The sequence below is a fragment of the Nonomuraea soli genome, from assembly GCF_013761175.1.
In the GTDB taxonomy this organism is placed as follows: domain Bacteria; phylum Actinomycetota; class Actinomycetes; order Streptosporangiales; family Streptosporangiaceae; genus Nonomuraea; species Nonomuraea soli.
On record NZ_JACDUR010000001.1, the window covers coordinates 1,540,225 to 1,554,507 of the forward strand.

17 protein-coding genes and 1 pseudogene are annotated in these 14,283 nt (G+C 70.4%); 11 read left to right on the forward strand and 7 right to left on the reverse strand.

Annotated features, from left to right (window positions below; all coding sequences use genetic code 11):
* Window positions 1–63 precede the first annotated feature (63 nt).
* From HNR30_RS07305 to HNR30_RS07350, 10 genes are all read left to right on the forward strand, one after another.
* Window positions 64–1,212 (forward strand): M20 family metallopeptidase, encoded by a 1,149-nt coding sequence (locus HNR30_RS07305; RefSeq protein ID WP_181608851.1) that lies wholly within the window; start codon window positions 64–66, stop codon window positions 1,210–1,212.
* Window positions 1,209–2,189, forward strand: coding sequence for a DODA-type extradiol aromatic ring-opening family dioxygenase (locus HNR30_RS07310; protein WP_181608852.1), 981 nt, complete (start codon window positions 1,209–1,211; stop codon window positions 2,187–2,189). Before HNR30_RS07305 ends, HNR30_RS07310 begins: the two co-directional genes overlap by 4 nt.
* Complete coding sequence (locus HNR30_RS07315) at window positions 2,186–3,046, forward strand: alpha/beta fold hydrolase (protein ID WP_181608853.1); 861 nt, start codon at window positions 2,186–2,188, stop codon at window positions 3,044–3,046. The genes HNR30_RS07310 and HNR30_RS07315 overlap by 4 nt, the downstream gene beginning before the upstream one ends.
* Window positions 3,043–3,813, forward strand: coding sequence for an alpha/beta fold hydrolase (locus HNR30_RS07320; RefSeq protein ID WP_181608854.1), 771 nt, complete (start codon window positions 3,043–3,045; stop codon window positions 3,811–3,813). The genes HNR30_RS07315 and HNR30_RS07320 overlap by 4 nt, the downstream gene beginning before the upstream one ends.
* Window positions 3,804–4,631 carry an alpha/beta fold hydrolase gene (locus HNR30_RS07325; protein ID WP_181608855.1) on the forward strand — a complete coding sequence of 276 codons (828 nt, stop codon included), beginning with the start codon at window positions 3,804–3,806 and terminating at the stop codon, window positions 4,629–4,631. Before HNR30_RS07320 ends, HNR30_RS07325 begins: the two co-directional genes overlap by 10 nt.
* 50 nt (window positions 4,632–4,681) lie before the next feature.
* A complete protein-coding gene (locus tag HNR30_RS07330; RefSeq protein WP_181608856.1) occupies window positions 4,682–4,852 on the forward strand; it encodes a hypothetical protein in 171 nt (56 codons plus the stop codon).
* Window positions 4,842–5,804 (forward strand): MBL fold metallo-hydrolase, encoded by a 963-nt coding sequence (locus tag HNR30_RS07335; protein WP_181608857.1) that lies wholly within the window; start codon window positions 4,842–4,844, stop codon window positions 5,802–5,804. Before HNR30_RS07330 ends, HNR30_RS07335 begins: the two co-directional genes overlap by 11 nt.
* Window positions 5,783–7,288 (forward strand): FAD-dependent monooxygenase, encoded by a 1,506-nt coding sequence (locus tag HNR30_RS07340; RefSeq protein ID WP_181608858.1) that lies wholly within the window; start codon window positions 5,783–5,785, stop codon window positions 7,286–7,288. Before HNR30_RS07335 ends, HNR30_RS07340 begins: the two co-directional genes overlap by 22 nt.
* Window positions 7,289–7,377: 89 nt before the next feature.
* Window positions 7,378–8,586 carry a cytochrome P450 family protein gene (locus HNR30_RS07345; RefSeq protein ID WP_181608859.1) on the forward strand — a complete coding sequence of 403 codons (1,209 nt, stop codon included), beginning with the start codon at window positions 7,378–7,380 and terminating at the stop codon, window positions 8,584–8,586.
* A 31-nt stretch (window positions 8,587–8,617) separates the two neighbouring features.
* Window positions 8,618–9,274, forward strand: a complete 657-nt coding sequence (locus tag HNR30_RS07350) for a TetR/AcrR family transcriptional regulator (protein ID WP_181608860.1) — start codon at window positions 8,618–8,620, stop codon at window positions 9,272–9,274.
* An 80-nt stretch (window positions 9,275–9,354) separates the two neighbouring features.
* Here HNR30_RS07350 and HNR30_RS07355 read toward each other — a convergent pair whose 3' ends face one another.
* The 6 genes and pseudogenes from HNR30_RS07355 to HNR30_RS07380 form a co-directional block, all read right to left on the reverse strand.
* Window positions 9,355–9,837, reverse strand: a complete 483-nt coding sequence (locus HNR30_RS07355) for a nitroreductase/quinone reductase family protein (RefSeq protein ID WP_181608861.1) — start codon at window positions 9,835–9,837, stop codon at window positions 9,355–9,357.
* Window positions 9,838–9,955: 118 nt separating this feature from the next.
* Window positions 9,956–10,588 (reverse strand): annotated as a pseudogene (locus tag HNR30_RS50605) (ABC transporter permease subunit); the annotation flags it as partial.
* Window positions 10,576–10,890 (reverse strand): ABC transporter permease family protein, encoded by a 315-nt coding sequence (locus HNR30_RS07365; protein ID WP_181608862.1) that lies wholly within the window; start codon window positions 10,888–10,890, stop codon window positions 10,576–10,578. The pseudogene HNR30_RS50605 and the gene HNR30_RS07365, both read right to left, overlap by 13 nt.
* 41 nt (window positions 10,891–10,931) lie before the next feature.
* Entirely contained in the window at window positions 10,932–11,102 is a 171-nt protein-coding gene (locus HNR30_RS07370; protein WP_181608863.1) for a hypothetical protein, read from the reverse strand.
* Complete coding sequence (locus HNR30_RS07375; protein ID WP_181608864.1) at window positions 11,099–11,761, reverse strand: ABC transporter ATP-binding protein; 663 nt, start codon at window positions 11,759–11,761, stop codon at window positions 11,099–11,101. The genes HNR30_RS07370 and HNR30_RS07375 overlap by 4 nt, the downstream gene beginning before the upstream one ends.
* Window positions 11,761–12,228: a hypothetical protein gene (locus HNR30_RS07380; protein WP_181608865.1), complete on the reverse strand. Its 468-nt coding sequence runs from the start codon at window positions 12,226–12,228 to the stop codon at window positions 11,761–11,763. Before HNR30_RS07380 ends, HNR30_RS07375 begins: the two co-directional genes overlap by 1 nt.
* A gap of 180 nt (window positions 12,229–12,408) precedes the next feature.
* Here HNR30_RS07380 and HNR30_RS07385 point away from each other — a divergent pair, with 180 nt between their 5' ends.
* Window positions 12,409–13,275 carry an NmrA family NAD(P)-binding protein gene (locus HNR30_RS07385; RefSeq protein ID WP_181608866.1) on the forward strand — a complete coding sequence of 289 codons (867 nt, stop codon included), beginning with the start codon at window positions 12,409–12,411 and terminating at the stop codon, window positions 13,273–13,275.
* Here the strand turns inward: HNR30_RS07385 and HNR30_RS07390 are convergent.
* On the reverse strand, window positions 13,220–14,283 hold a 1,064-nt coding region (locus HNR30_RS07390; protein WP_181608867.1), incomplete at its 5' end, for a 2-oxoacid:ferredoxin oxidoreductase subunit beta. The genes HNR30_RS07385 and HNR30_RS07390 overlap by 56 nt on opposite strands.

Genomic DNA, 14,283 nt, shown 5'->3' on the forward strand with positions numbered 1-14,283 from the left:
GGCGCTGGTGTCGTGGCGCCTGGCGCGTGCCGCTGACACCCAGGTTCACCGGATCAACCAGCCATGACCGTCATCGGCACGGATCGGCTGCGCGAGCTGGTCGCCGGGCTGGTGCGCATTCCCAGCCCCACGGGCGACGAGCGGGCGCTCGCCGAGCACATCGCCGCCGAACTGGGCGGACGTGTCCAGCCGCTGGGCGAGAGACAGGCCAACGCGGTGGCCCGGCTCCGCGGCGACGGCACCGGACCCGACCTCATGCTGTACGCGCCCATCGACACCATGACCGCCGTCGACGAGCGTGACCTGCCGCCCGAAGGCCCGGAACCGGCGCCCGAGATCGAGGGCGATCTGGTCACCGGGCCGGGCGCGGGCAACCCGAAGGGGCACGCCGCCTGCGTGATGGCCGCCTTCGAGACGATCCGCGACTCAGGCGTCCGGTTGAAGGGCGACGTGATCGCGGCCTTCGGCGCGGGCGGCATGCCCGACCGGGGTGGACAGGGCGTGGGCTGCTCGTTCCTGCTGGAGCAGGGCTACCACCCCGACTACGCGGTCATCGCCAAGCCCGGCTGGTCGGCCTCGCACGAAGAGGTGGGGCTGGCCTGGTTCGAGGTGACGGTGCGCGGCCACCACACCTACGTGGGTAGCCGTCACCGCCTGCCGTACGACAACGCGATCGCCTCGGCCGCAGAAGTGGTGCTGGCGATCGAGACATGGGCCGAGGACTACACGGTCCGGCACACCTCCGGCCAGGTCGCGCCGCAGGCGATCGTGGGGGCCATCGAGGGCGGCTGGTGGCGCATGCCCGCCTTCACACCCGCCGCCTGCCGGTTCCTGGTGGATGTACGGCTCTCGCCGCGCGACACGCCCGCGCAGGTCAAGCGGGAGTTTCTCACCCTCGTCCACGGCCTGGGCGCGGAGGCGGAGATGGTGCTGTCCATCCCCGGAACCAGCACCGACCCCGGCTCGCCGGTCGTGCGTGCGGCCGTCGGCGCCTTCGAACGGCTCGACGGTCACCACGTGCCGCAGGAGGGCATGAGCGGCGCGACCGACGCCAACATCCTGCGCTCGCGCGGGGTGCCCACCGTGCGGGTCGGCATGCCCAAGGTCGCCGGCATCACCGACTTCGCGCTCGGCATGAACACCGTGGACGTGCGCGAGATGGCACGGCTCACCGAACTGCTCGTCATGATCGCATCGGAGGTCGCCGGATGATCGTCCTCGGCGTGGGCGCGTCCCACAGCACGCTGATGAACACCCACTGGGAGCAGACCTCGGCCATCGACGAGGCCACCCGCTTCCGCGACGGCCTGGCCGAGGCCAGGCGGCGCATCGCCGACGCCGCCCCCGACGCGGTGGTCATCGTCGGCTCCAACCACTTCCGCGGCTTCTGGCTCGATCTCATCCCGGCCTTCACGATCGGGGTGGGTGAGTGCGTGGCCAGCGGGGAGTCCGGCACCCCGTCAGGGCCGCAGCCGGTGGCCGTCGAGCTGGCACGCCATCTGACCGAGCGCCTCGTCGAAGGCGGGTTCGACCCCGCCTTCTCGGCCCGCCTGCAGATCGACCACGGCCAGTCGCACGCCATCCAGTACCTGCTGGACGGCCTCGACGTGCCGATCGTTCCCGTCGTCGTCAACGTCTTCGCCCCGCCGCTGCCCACCCTGGCGCGCTGCGCCGAACTGGGGGACGCGCTGCGCGCCACGCTCGCGAAGCGTCCCGAGCGGGTCGTCGTCATCGGCTCCGGCGGGCTGTCGCACCGCCTGCCATGGCCCGACTGGCGCGACCCCCACGGCGACGACGAGGAGTTCATGGTCTCGGCCTGGCTCGACGGCCGCACCAGCTGGTCCTCCTACGACCAGCGCCGCCGCGCCATCATCAGGGCGGCCACTTCCGCCATCAATCCCGGCTTCGACCAGGAGTTCCTGACCCTGCTGAAGGCCGGGCGCTCGGAGGAGATCTGTGCGCTGACCTCCGAGCGGCTGGAGAGCGTGGCGGGCAACGGCGCCCAGGAGATCAGGACCTGGCTGATCATGGCCGCCGCGCTCGGCCACGCACCGGCCGACGTCATCAGCTACGACCCCGTCCCCGATTGGCTGACCGGCATGGCCGTCGCCGTCATCGACCCCGTCATCGACCCCGTCATCGACCCCGCCTTCGACCCCGCCTTCGACCCCGCGAGGAGCCCCGCGTGACCATCTGGACCGAGTTGAGCTCGATCGAGCACAGCCTGACCTTCGTGGACGCGGGCGGCGTGCCGACCCGGTCGCTGCGGGCCGGACCGGAGAACGGCCAGGCGGTCGTCTTCCTGCACGGCACCAGCGGCCACCTGGAAGCCTTCGTCCGCAACCTGCGGCCGCACGCGCAGGCCGGTTACCGCTGCCACGCCATCGACATGCTCGGCCACGGCTACACCGGCAAGCCCGACCACCCGTACGAGATCCCGCGCTACGCCGACCACCTGCGGACCTACCTCGACGCCTGCGGCATCGACCGCGCCCACCTCGTCGGCGAGTCGCTGGGCGGCTGGGTGGCGGCCTGGCTGGCCTCCGAGCATCCCGACCGGGTCCTCAGCCTCCAGCTCATCGCCGCCGGAGGCACCAAGGCCAACCCGCAGGTGATGGAACGCATCCGCACCTCCACGCTCAAGGCCGTCGAGACCGACGACATCGAGCTCACCCGGCAGCGGCTGCACCTGCTCATGCACAACCCGGATCGTGACGTGAGCGAGGAACTCGTCGAGCTCCGCCACCGCATCTACCACGAGCCGGCCTTCGTGGCGGGCGTCCACCACCTGCTGTGCCTGCAGGACATGGAAACACGCAAGCGCAACCTGCTCACCGCCGAGCGCATGGCCGCCCTCACCATGCCCACCCTGATCATCTGGGGGCGGCAGAACCCCTTCGGCGACGTGCCCGAGGCGCGCGCCATGCACGAGGCGATCCCCGGCTCCCGCCTGGAACTGTTCGAGGACTGCGGGCACTGGCCCCAGCACGAGCGGCACGAGATCTACAACCCGCTCTCCCTGGCCTTCCTGGAGACCGCCTCATGACGACCTTCGGCTACGCGGCCACGCCGTACGGCCAGATCCACTACGCCGAGTGCGGCGCCGGCGAGCCCGTGCTGCTGCTCCACCAGACGCCGCGCTCGTGGGACGAATACCGCGAGGTGCTGCCGCTGCTCGGCGGAACGCGGCGGGCGATCGCCATGGACACGCTCGGCTTCGGCAACTCCGCCCGCATCGCCGAGCACTCCATCGAGGCCTACGCCGACGGCGTGCTCGCCCTGGCCGAAGCTCTCGACCTGGGCTCGCTCGCGCTCGTGGGCCACCACACCGGCGGCGTCGTCGCCGTCGAGGCGGCAGCCCGCGCGCCGGAGCTGGTCTCCAGGCTCGTCCTGTCGTCCACCCCGCTCGTCGACGAGCAGGCCCGCGCCCGCCGTCGGGACGCTCCCGCGATCGACGCCGTCGCCGAGCGTCCCGACGGCAGCCACCTGAGCGAGTTGTGGAACCGGCGGGCACCCTTCTACCCGCTGCACCTGCTCACTCGCTTCGTCCGCGACGCGCTTGCCGTGTGGCCGGAGGTGGAAGACGGGCATCGGGCGGTCAGCGCCTACCGGATGGAGGAACGCCTGGGACTCATCCGCTGCCCGGTGTTGTGCGTGGGCGCCTCGGCCGACCCCTTCGCCTTCCCCGAACTGGCGCGGCTGACCGTACGCCTGCCGTACAGCACCAGTGCCGTGATCGAGGGCGGCATGGTGCCGCTGGAACACCAGGCGGAGCAGTTCGCCACGATCGTGGAGGAGTTCCTGTGTTCGTGAAGGCCGACGACGTCACCTTCCACGTGACCGAGCTGGGCGCCGGTTCGCCGACGTTCTTCCTGCACGGCGGCGGGCCCGGCTGCACCGCCTGGAGCGACTTCGGCCCCGTCGCGCCGCTGTTCGCCGCCGGCCGCCGCTGCCTGCTGGTCGACCTGCTGCAGTACGGCAAGAGCGAGAAGTGCGTGATCACCGGCCCGATGTGGGACTTCCACGCGGCCAGGATCGTCGCGCTGATGGACGCCCTGCAGGTGGAGCGGGCCGACTTCGTCTGCAACTCCTGGGGCGGCACCATCGCGCTCAACCTGGCCGCCAAGTATCCCGAGCGGGTGCGGTCGCTGGTGGTCACCGGCTCGATGCCGGTCTTCTACGGGCCCCTCGCACCGCTGCCGGAAGGCGGCCGCCGCGGACGTAACGCCCGCGACGCCTACTACGGCGGCGAGGGACCCACGTGGGCGAAGATGCGTGAGCTGATGGCCCGCCTGGAGTGGTTCGACCCCGGCGCGATCCCCGGCGAGACCGTCACCCTGCGCTACGAGCAGTCGCTGGATCCCGAGGAGATCGCCCTGGCGGGCAGGTCGGACAACCCGCGTGGCGACTGGCAGGACCTCACGGCCGAGCTGGCGGCGATCGAGGCGCCGGTGCTGTTCTGCTGGGGCATGCAGGACGCCTTCCTGACCCCCGACTACCCGCTGATGCTGGCCCGCATGGTGCCACGCGGCCAGCTCTTCGTCATGGACCGGGCCGCGCACCACCTGCAGGAGGAGCGTCCGGAGGCCTTCCACTCGGTCGTCTCCGGCTTCCTGGACTCGTTCCGGTGACCGGGATGCGGCACTGGTCGCGGTCCTCGCCGGCAGGGGAGGGTCGCAGCGTGACAGACGAGGAGATCGCGCGCGCGACGCGGGACCTGCTCCGTGTGGACCAGCCGGATTTCGGCCACCTGCTCGACACCATGGAGGTCCGTGACGTCGGCCGCCCGCTGGTCGGCGGTCAGGAAGACCAGATCACCCAGACAGCCCTGGAGCTCGCCGATGCCCGCTAAACCCTTCGCCTCCTCCGCCGACGTGGAGGTCAAGCAGGAGTCCCTGGAAGTCGTCGCCGACGGCGTCTACGCGCTGACCGCGGAAGGCGATCCCAACGTCGGCGCGGTCGAGGGCGAGGATTTCCTGGTCTGCTTCGAGGCCAGGGCCACCCCGGTGGCCGCCCGCGACTGGCTCGGCCGGCTGCGCGAGCACACGGGCAAACCGGTGCGCTACCTGGTGCTGTCGCACTACCACGCCGTGCGCGTGCTGGGCGCCTCCGCCTTCGACGCCGACGTGATCGTCGCGCACGAGAACACCAGAGCCCTGATCGCCGAGCGAGGCGAGCAGGACTGGGCCTCCGAACTGGGCCGCATGCCGCGCCTGTTCAAGGAGCCCGGCTCGGTGCCCGGCCTGACCTGGCCCACGCTCACCTTCGCCGACCGGCTGGTCATCGACCTGGGCGGGCAGCGGGGCGAGCTGGTGTTGCAGTACTGCGGGCGCGGCCACACCGAGGGCGACATCGTCGCCTGGCTGCCGCGACAACGCGTCCTCTTCGCGGGCGACCTGGTCGAAGCGCAGGCCGCCCTGTACACCGGCGACGCCTTCCACCGCGAGTGGGCCACCGCGACGCTCGACCGGGTGGCGGCCCTGGAGGCCGAGGCGCTGGTCGGCGGACGTGGCGCGGTGGCGCACGGCCGCGAGGCGGTATCGGCCGCGATCGACCAGACCCGGCACTTCCTGCAGGTCATGTTGTCGGAGGTGGGCCTGGTCCACCGTGCGGGCGGCTCGCTCAAGGACGCCTTCCAGGCCGCCCACGCCGCGCTCGAACCCCGCTACGGCCGCTGGCCGATCTTCGAGCACTGCCTGCCGTTCAACGTCTCACGCCTGTGGGACGAGCTGTCCGGGATCGAACGCCCGGTGATCTGGACCGCCGAGAGGGACCGAGAGGTATGGAACGCACTTCAGTCGTGATCGTCGGTGCCGGCCCGGTCGGCGTCGCCCTGGCCCTGCTGCTGGCCCGGCGGCAGGTGCCCAGCATCGTGCTCGACGCGCAGCCGTACCGGGACCCCGTCGGTTCCAAGGCGATCTGCTTCCAGCGTGACGTGCTGGACGTCCTCGACCGGATCGGCGTGGCCGAGCAGCTGGTCGCCGAGGGTGTCACGTGGACGACCGGGCGCACCTACTACCGCGGGCACGAGCTGTTCTCCGTCACCTTCCCCGACCCGGGCCAGAGCGTCTTCCCGCCCTGGATCAACGTCTCCCAGGCCCGGGTGGAGGAGCTGCTGCTGGCCAGGGCCGCGGCCGAGCCCCTGGTGGACGTACGGTTCGGTCACCCGGTCATCGGCTACCGGGAGGACGGCGACGGCGTGGAGGTGGACGCCGCCACGCCCGCAGGACGGGTGAGCGTGCGCGGCGACCACCTGGTCGGCGCCGACGGCTCGCGCAGCACCGTGCGCCAGCTGGCCGGCATCGGCTTCCCCGGGCGCTCCTTCGAGGACCTGTTCCTCATCTGCGACATCAAGGCCGGCCTGCCCTTCCCCAACGAGCGCCGGTTCTTCTTCGATCCGCCGTGGAACCCCGGACGGCAGGTGCTCGTGCACCAGTGCCCTGACGCGGTGTGGCGCATCGACTGGCAGGTTCCTCCCGGCTTCGACCTGGCCACGGCCGACGTGGACGGGATGGTCAGGAAGATCGTGGGCGAGCGGCCGTACGAGATCGTGTGGCAGACGTTGTACCGCTTCCACTCCCGGGCCGCCGACGCCTTCCGCCGCGGGCGGGTGTTCCTGGCCGGTGACGCCGCGCACGTGTACGCGCCCTTCGGCGCCCGCGGCCTCAACTCCGGCCTGCAGGACGCCGAGAACCTGGCCTGGAAGCTCGCACTCGGCGGCGAAGGGCTGCTGGCCAGCTACGAGATCGAACGGCGTGCCGCGGCACTGGAGAACCTGAGGGTCACCGGCACCACCATGGAGTTCCTCGTCCCGCAGGACGACCCGCAGTGGCGGTGGCGGCATTCGGTGCTGGAACGCGCCGTGGACGAGCCCGGCGCGCGCGAGCTGATCGACTCCGGCAAGCTGGCCGAGCCGTACTGGTATGTGGACTCGCCCTTGACCACGTTCGGGGGGACCGTGCCGGGCGAGCCCGGCGCGCTGCGACCACCGGTGCCCGGCGTGTTGTGCCCCGACGCGCCGGTCGAGGTCAGGGGAGACCGCACGCGCCTTCGCCGGCTGTTCGGAGCCGGATTCGTCGCCCTGACCGCCCGCTCGGGCCACACGCTGGACGGGCTGACGACCTACGGCCTGCCGGACATCGACGTCGGCGGCGTGGCGGCCAGGTCGCTGCGCGCGGGTGAGGACACCGTGCATCTCGTGCGTCCCGACGGTCACCTGGCCGCAGTGCTGGACGGCTTCGACGAGGCACGGCTGCGGGAGGCCTTGGGACGCGCGTCCGGGACATGAGGAGTCCGCGCCTGACCACGGTCGCCGCACTGCGCTGACGGTCGCGAGGGCCTATCATTGCAACAAGTTGTTGCAATGATAGGAGCTCGATGGCCGTCGACCTGGCCGCCACGGACGTGACCACCGTGGCCTTCAAAGCCGACCCGTTCCCCTTCTACGCCCGGTTGAGACATGACAGCCCGGTCCAGCCGGTGAGGTGGATGCGCGGGAGCACGGCGTGGCTGGTCACCCGCCATGGCGACGTGGAGGCCGCGCTGCGCGACCCGAGGATTCGCAAGGACCCTCGGGAGGCGCTGACCTCCGCCCAGCTCGCGGACGCTCCTCGGGTGCCGAAACTGTTCGCGCCGCTGCAACGCAACCTGCTCGGCCTCGACGGGGCGGATCATGACCGGCTGCGGCGGCTGGTTCGTCAGGCGTTCACTCCCAGGCGGATCGAGCTGATGCGGCAACAGGTGCAGGAACTGGCCGACGGCCTGCTCGACGAGGCGGCACGGCGAGGGTCGGTGGATCTGATCTCCGATTTCGCCGTGCCATTGCCGCTGACCGTGATCGCCAGGGTGATCGGCGTTCCCGAGGAGCTGACACCGCGATTCCGGGCGTGGACCCGGGCGCTGCTGTCGGTGACCGACCGGCCGCTGCGCAGCGTTGCCGGGGTGCTGCGCTTCATGCGCTACCTGCGGAGGCTGGTGGAATCCCGTTCGCGCGAGCCGTACGACGACCTGGTCAGCGCCCTGGCCGCGGCCCGCGACGGCGGCGACCGGCTCTCCACCGACGAGATCGTTGCCCTGCTGGTCCTGCTGCTGACCGCCGGGCACGAGACCACCGTCAACCTCGTCGGCGCCGGAGCCCTCGCCTTGATGGAACACCCCGACCAGGCACACCGGCTGCGCGAGGACGACGGACTGCTGCGACCCGGGATCGAGGAACTGCTGCGTTTCACCTCCCCGGTGGAGACCGCGACAGAACGCTGGGCCGCCGAAGACCTGCTGGTTGCTGATGTCACCATTCCGCAGGGCTCGCTCGTCCTAGCGGTGATCGCCTCCGCCAACCGCGATGAGCAGGTCTTCGTCGAGCCGGATCTCCTCGATGTCGGCCGGAACCCGAACCCGCATCTGGCCTTCGGTAAGGGCGCCCACTACTGCCTGGGAGCGCCGCTTGCGCGCCTGGAAGCCGAGATCGCGATCTCGACCTTGCTCCGGCGCGCTCCTCACCTGCGGAGAGCCGACCCGTCCGCCCCCGTGCGCTGGCGGGGCGGAGCCATCGTGCGCACCCTGGAGAGCCTGCCGGTCCTGCTCTGACAGCCGCCGCCGAAGTGAGACAATGGGTGAGATGACTGCGGACTCGTCTCCGGCCCGGCGCGACGCCGGACGGCCACGCGGCGCCACCGTCGTCGCCGCCGTCCTTCGAGCGGTGCGGGCCGAACTGGCAGACCACGGCTACGAAGGACTCAGCGTGGAGCGGGTGGCCCGCAGGGCCGAGGTCAACAAGACCAGCGTCTACCGCCGCTGGCCCACCAGGGAGGCGCTCGTCGCCGCGGCGATGGAGGGCCTGCTCGATGACTTCGGCGACGCGCCCGACACCGGCACCCTTCGAGGCGACCTGCATGCTCTGGCGAGCCCCATCGCCGACCTCGCCGCCCAGCCGGAGGGTGTGGCGTTGCTACGGGCGGCGCTGTCCCCGGCCACGGGCTCCGATCTGGCTCTGCTGGCCGCGCGCCGCGGCGAAGCCGCTCCCCCGGGGGAGGGCTCTGCCACGGGCGGGCGACAACCTCCACGGGTCGCGTTCGCCGAGCGGGCACGGGCCCGAGGTGAGTGGCGTGCGGGGGTTGACCCGCACCAACTCGTCTTCACGCTGGTCGGCGCCATCATCCACCGCGCGCTGTTCGAAAGGGCCGACCCGCGCGGCGGATGGCTCGACCGCCTCGTCGACCTCGTCCACGACGGAGCGAGCTCCGGCTCACCCGCTGATCGGCCTCCTCGGCCCTGACGTCCCACCACCGCCGAGACGGCGGAGATCTCCGCGTGCCATCGGCCCCGACACGTGCGCCCGAACGGCTCGGAGCGGCGTCAGCCGCGCGGATCCAGGTAGACGATCGACAGGCCGTACTGCCGGACCGCTTCCTCCAACTCCTCCAGAGTGGGGACACGATCCACGTTCACCGTGATCCCGAGGCGGCGAGCGTTCTTGACGCCCACCTTCTCGATCATCGAACGGTACTTCACGGCGACGGACGCCGGATCCTCGTCCAGCAGGGCACGCATGGGCAGGCGCTCGCCGCGCAGGGTCACCTCGACGTCGGCGCCGCCACGGAGGTTCGCGCGCCAGCCGCTGTTGGTGAACACCCACAGCCGATCGCCGATGCGCTGCTGCGCCACGGGAATCTCGAATTGCCTGCCTGATTGGCGACCGGTAAAGCGGAGAAGCATCAGCGCCTCGCTCGGGCCGCCCTTCCCGCGCCGCAGAAATGCTTTCATGACCGGGTTGACCAGCTTCATCAGAAGGTCGGGCGGATGGGTCCTCGTTACCGCAGGATTCGTCGATTCGCTCACGATCGTCATGATATCGGGTGGAGAATCGATGCGGGAGCAGGGCGGAGGCCGCCAGGAGCAGACGATCCAGAACGAAACCGAGCAGGGAGAGCGCCGCGGCCGAGACGCAGAGCTGTGGCGTCTCCAGCTGCCGCCGGCCGACGACGAGAAGCTGCCCTTCGCCGGAGACGATCATCTCCCCGACGTACACGCCGATGACGCAGCCGCCCAGACCGATGCGGGCGCCCGCCAGCATGCCCGGCAGGGCGGCGGGCAGCACGATCCGGAGCAGCAGGCCCGGCCCGCGCAATCCCATGGCGGCCGCACTCCACAACACCGGCGTACCGACCTGCGAGGCCGCCGCCCGCGCTGGCCACGGTGATGGAAAGACCGCCTCGGCGAAACCAGGGCCCCCTTGGACGCGCCGCCCAGCCCGAAGAGGATGACCAGCGCGGGGAAGGCGGCGACCTTGCGGACGGGGAAGAAGAAGGAGGCGACCGGCCTCAGGCAGGCGCGCACCAGCGCGGAACGGCCCATCAGCTGTGGTCCACAGCGCGGCCGCGCTGCCTGCCGTCCTGCCGGGAGCAGGAAGGACGAAAGGCCTGTCCAGCCAGGCAGCCATGATCCGCCACGTGACGATGACGACCGCGATCGGCCACACGGCGGCGACGACCCGCTTCACACCTCTCCCTCCCACACGGCAGGCCACGGCGTACGGCCAGCGCGAACACTGGTCGAGCACGAATCCCGCGGTCGCGATCAGCAGAGCCATAGCCCAGACACGCTCGTAGCGGCCGATGTCGTACTCGTGGTCGTCAGCCCTCCAGACCGCGCTGTCCAGATCAGCCTCGGATCGACGGCCGAGGAAGCGTGGTGAGCGGAGACCACGATAGAGATCACACAACCCAGCGCGATCACGCCGATCCTGGCCGTCTCCCCGGCGCGGGTGGCGTCCATCACCCCGCCGAGCACCAGCAGCAAGGGGATCACCAGGGCGACCTTCGGCACCGGGTACAGCAGGGTGAGCAGCGGCTCGGCCAGGGCGCGAAGCCCGGCCGAGCGGCCGATGGCCAAGCCGGCCAGGCTGCCCGCAAGGACGGCGACCGTCAGACCGATCAGCCAGCGTCCGGCGGAGGCGGGTCCGCCACGATCTGGCGGATCTCCGGCAGCACCCGGCTCAGCGCAATCGGCGAAGCGGCGGAGACGACACCGGAACGCGGGGTGATCTCCCACGCGACCAGGAGCGCCGTCACCGTGGCGGCGGCGGCCAGGTGTTCGCGTGTCACAGCGAGTCCCTGAGCAGGCCCCAGATCCGCTCGTGCAGCTCGGCGAAGCCTGGATCGACCATCCGCCGCGGTCTGGGCAGGTCGACCGGCAGGACCTCCAGCACGACGGACGGTCGGGCAGACATCACCACGATGCGGTCGGCCAGCCGAATCGCCTCGTCCACCGCGTGCGTGACGAAGACGATCGTCTTGCCAGTCCTGTCCCAGATGCGCAGCAGCTCCTCCTGGAGCAGGGCCCTGGTCTGCGCGACCAGCGCGCCGAACGGCTCGTCCATGAGCAGGACGTCCGGGTCGAGAGCCAGGGCGCGGGCAATGGCCACCCGTTGTTTCATGCCACCGGACAACTCCGACGGATACAGCCCCGCGGTTTCGGTCAGCCCCACCTGCTCCAGACGGGTCCTGGCCAGGCCGGGGTCCGTCACGAGGTCGCCGTCGTGCTCGACGGTCCCGGTGCTGGGAGAGACGAAGCCGCGCAGGATGGAGAGCAGGGTCGATTTCCCCGTATCCGGAGGGGCGACGATCGCGACGAACTCGCCCGGCCGGACGTCGAGCGAAACCTGCCCGATCGCCACCACCCCGCCCTTTCGGCGGCTCCGAGGGCTTTCGCCTTTCGCTGGACGGAGCGGCGCCTGGGACTGGCGCCGCTCCGTGTCGAGCATCAGTTGACGGTCAGCTTGAACACGTTGGGGTAGACGATCTGCTGGACGGTCAGCGTGCCGCCGGGAGGGCCGGCGATGGAGAGGGTCTGGGGTTCGTACCGCTCGAGGCCGGTCTCGTTGATGGATCCGACGGCGGTGAAGGTGCCCTGGGGCGTGGTGAGCACGTCCTCGCAGAAGCCGTAGTAGTCGTTGCCGATCTTGTGGGTGGTGGTGCACTCGGTGGTGATCGATCCGATGGCGGCGCCGCCCTGGGTGTAGGACAACGAACCGACCGAGGTGAAGACGCTTCCCGGTCCGCGCGGGTCACAGGTGGGGTTGTTCGGGCCGGGGATGCACGCCGGGATGAACTGCACGTCACCGGGGGCGACGGTCTCGTAGTAGACCCTGGATCCGGAGGCGTTGGCCGGGCCGGTGACCAGGCATAACGCTGCGGCGGACACGGCCAGGGCGGCTAGGAGCTTTCGCACGGGGTTCTCCATTCCCTTGCGGTTACCGGGGGGTTGCTGCGCAGCGACTTCAGAATCCGCATGGCTGGAGAGGATGGCGAGCGTTGTGTTCCGCTGACCGGTACTTCTTGGTCAATGCGATGACGATCGTCAGGAGACCATTGGATATCCTTCGGCGGATCGCATGGAGAGGACGCGGAGATGCTCGTGGTGACGGGACCGACCGGCAACGTGGGAGCCGAGGTGGTCCGGCAGTTGCAGGACACACCCGGGGTGCCCTACAGGATCGCCGCGCACGATCCCGCGAGGTTTCTCGGGCAGCCGGCCGTGCGTTTCGACTATGACGACACCTCGACCTTCGCCGCGGTGCTCGACGGCGTCACCACGTTGTTCCTGCTCTTCCCGCTGCCGCATCCGCGCACCGTCCGCACCCGGATGATCCCGTTCGTCGACGCCGCCGTGGGGGCGGGATGTCGCCACATCGTCTACGTGACCGTTCCGGCCGCCGACCGGAACAAGGCCATCCCGCACCACGCGGTCGAGCGTCACATCGAGGCCAGCGGGATCGGATACACCTTCCTGCGCTGCGGCTACTTCATGCAGAATCTGTGCCGGGCCGTCTCCACGCACGGGGTGGACATCATGGACAGGGGAGAGCTGTTCGTTCCCGGCGGGGCCGGCCGTACCACCTTCCTCGACTCGCGGGACGTCGCTCGGGTCGCCCTCGACGTCCTGCGTGACCCCGACGCCCACCGCGGCCGGTCGTACACGCTCACCGGCCCTGATTCACTGGACCTGCGCCAGGCGGCCGCGCTCCTCGGTGAGGCGCTCGACCGCCCCGTCCGCTACACGCGACCCTCCCTGCCCCGGTTCTGGGTACGGCTGGCGCGCAGGGGAGTCAGCTGGGACACACTGCTGTTCATGACGATCGTCTACACCCTGACAAGAATAGGCCGGAACGAGCCGCGCACGGACGAGCTCGCCCGCCTCCTGGGTCGTCCGGCCACCTCCTTCAGCCAGTGGGCGCGTGACTACCGGCCTCGCTTCGAGGCTCGGGCGTGGAGCTGATGCGCCAGGTGTCGCCGCCCTGCAACAGCGCGGCCAGGTCACCCGGCCCCTTCTCAGCCACCGCGGCGTCGACCTGCTCGTTGATGAGCGTGTCGTAGGCCGGCCGGTCGACCTGACGGAAGATCCCGATCGGGACGTGCTCGAACGCCGGCTCATCCAGCCTGCTGAGCGCGAAGGCCACCGACGGGTCGGGGTTGTGCGCGTCGTGCACCAGGATGCGATCCTCGCTCACCGACTCGCGCGGCACGACCTGCAGGCTGCCGCCGGCGTCCCGCACGACCGCCTGGGTGGCGTTGGCGATCAGCTGGTCGTGTTCGAGCCGCAGCGTGATGGTGTCGCGGACGTCGGGGTCCTTGAGCGGCTCGAAGGCGTTGTCGTTGAAGATGTTGCAGTTCTGGTAGATCTCCACGATCGAGCTGCCCCGGTGGGCGGTGGCCTCACGCAGCACCGACTGCAGGTGCTTGCGGTCGGAGTCGATGGTGCGGGCGACGAAGGTGGCCTCGGCGCCGATGGCCAGGGAGATCGGGTTGAACGGCTTGTCCAGCGAGCCCATCGGCGTCGACTTGGTGATCTTGCCGACTTCGGAGGTGGGGGAGTACTGCCCCTTGGTCAGACCGTAGATCCTGTTGTTGAACAGCAGGATGTTGAGGTTGACGTTCCTGCGCAGCGCGTGGATGAGGTGGTTGCCGCCGATGCTCAGCGCGTCGCCGTCACCGGTGATCACCCACACCGACAGGTCGGGCCTGCTGGAGGCCAGCCCGGTCGCGATCGCCGGAGCGCGGCCGTGGATGGAGTGGAAACCGTAGGTGTTGAGGTAGTACGGGAAGCGGCTGGAGCAGCCGATGCCGGAGACGAACACGATGTTCTCGCGCTTGAGCCCCAGCTCCGGCAGGAAGCTTTGCACCGCGGCCAAGATGGCGTAGTCGCCGCAGCCCGGGCACCAGCGCACCTCCTGGTCGGACTTGAAGTCCTTCAGGGTCTGCTTGACGTCCGTCTTCGGGATGAGGG

Bases quoted from the DNA above. Each gene is read 5' to 3' on its own strand.
- HNR30_RS07305 (WP_181608851.1), top strand. From the start codon at position 64: ATGACCGTCATCGGCACGGATCGGCTGCGCGAGCTGGTCGCCGGGCTG.
- HNR30_RS07310 (WP_181608852.1), top strand. From the start codon at position 1,209: ATGATCGTCCTCGGCGTGGGCGCGTCCCACAGCACGCTGATGAACACC.
- HNR30_RS07320 (WP_181608854.1), top strand. From the start codon at position 3,043: ATGACGACCTTCGGCTACGCGGCCACGCCGTACGGCCAGATCCACTAC.
- HNR30_RS07335 (WP_181608857.1), top strand. From the start codon at position 4,842: ATGCCCGCTAAACCCTTCGCCTCCTCCGCCGACGTGGAGGTCAAGCAG.
- HNR30_RS07340 (WP_181608858.1), top strand. From the start codon at position 5,783: ATGGAACGCACTTCAGTCGTGATCGTCGGTGCCGGCCCGGTCGGCGTC.
- HNR30_RS07345 (WP_181608859.1), top strand. From the start codon at position 7,378: ATGGCCGTCGACCTGGCCGCCACGGACGTGACCACCGTGGCCTTCAAA.
- HNR30_RS07350 (WP_181608860.1), top strand. From the start codon at position 8,618: ATGACTGCGGACTCGTCTCCGGCCCGGCGCGACGCCGGACGGCCACGC.
- HNR30_RS07375 (WP_181608864.1), bottom strand. From the start codon at position 11,761: ATGCTCGACACGGAGCGGCGCCAGTCCCAGGCGCCGCTCCGTCCAGCG.
- HNR30_RS07385 (WP_181608866.1), top strand. From the start codon at position 12,409: ATGCTCGTGGTGACGGGACCGACCGGCAACGTGGGAGCCGAGGTGGTC.